This window comes from Streptosporangium sp. NPDC023615, from assembly GCF_040640155.1.
In the GTDB taxonomy this organism is placed as follows: Bacteria; Actinomycetota; Actinomycetes; order Streptosporangiales; family Streptosporangiaceae; genus Streptosporangium.
This window is the reverse complement of the sequence record NZ_JBFABE010000124.1, coordinates 1-1,154: the sequence shown is the minus strand read 5'-3', so window position 1 is coordinate 1,154 and position 1,154 is coordinate 1. Positions and strand designations below refer to the sequence as shown.

1 protein-coding gene is annotated in these 1,154 nt (G+C 76.2%); it reads right to left on the bottom strand.

All coding sequences use genetic code 11. The features are described from left to right. Positions 1-1,154 (bottom strand): hypothetical protein (locus AB0G16_RS37865; protein WP_362815710.1); only part of this gene is annotated, 1,154 nt, incomplete at both ends.

The window sequence follows — 1,154 nt, the reverse complement described above, 5'->3', positions numbered from 1 at the left end:
GGGCCGTCAGCACGCGCGCGTGCACCCCGGCGGGCAGGCCGAGAGCCGCGAGCGCGGTGACGACGAGGGCCCAGGCGCGCAGCCGCCCCCGGGTGAACGTCAGCACGGTCGCCCCCGCCAGGACGGCGACCACCAGTACCGCGTACGGCCGGTAGAGCGCGGAGTCGGGCGTGCCCGGCGCCAGCGGGAGCCTGACGCCGCACAGGAACGGGATCAGGTAGGCCCCGGCCAGCCCCGCACCGGCCGCGCAGAGCGTGGCGCGGCGCGACTGCCGGGCGCGTCGCAGCAGGACGAGGATCCCGAAGGCGGCGAGGGCCGCCAGATACGGGTAGGCGCCCCAGAGGAAGAAGAGCTGGCTCCGGCCGGGGTGGCCGAGCAGGAGGGCCGCGCCGACGCCGGCCGCGCCGATGCCGAGCATCAGCGTCACTCCCGGACGGGCGAGCAGCCGGGGCCGGCACAGCAGGCCCGCGATCCCGCCCCAGGCGGCCGCCCAGCCGAGCAGGAACACCGCGGCGATCCCCAGGGAGGAGAGCGGCGAGGGATCGGCCCGGCCCGGGAGGGGGCCGGTGCCGGTCATCTCCTCCCGGACCGTGCGCATGAAGGAGAGGGGGTCGACGACGAGCGCCTGCTTCGCACCGCCGAACAGCACGAACTGCGCGAGCAGGAAGCACGCCGCCGTCATCCCGAGCGCGACGAGCGTGGGCCGGGAGGGCCTGCGCCACCTGACCGTCCCGGTCGCGGCCACCGCCAGCAGTCCCGCGCCCAGAAGGGGCAGGTACGTGGCCTTGGCGCCCGCCACCGCCACCAGGAGGATCCCCAGGAGCGGCCAGTGCCCGGCGGCCCGCCGCCGGTGTTCGAGGAGGTCGATCAGGAGCAGGACGACGGGCGCGAACAGCAGGGCGCCGAACATCTGGGTGGGACTCGCCCAGATCAGGTCGGGGACCCCTCCCCAGGTGAACGCCCCGCTCCTGCCGAGGTAGAGGCTCGGCGTCGTCACCAGCACCGTTCCGGCCGCGGTCAGCGCCGCCCCCGCCCAGGAGCCGGTGACCCGCCGCCCGGTCATCCCGGCCAGGACGACGAACGCGGCCAGCACGGGCAGCATGCCCAGGCGGAAGAGCAGGACCAGGGGTTCCAGGCCGGTGACCCAGCTCGCC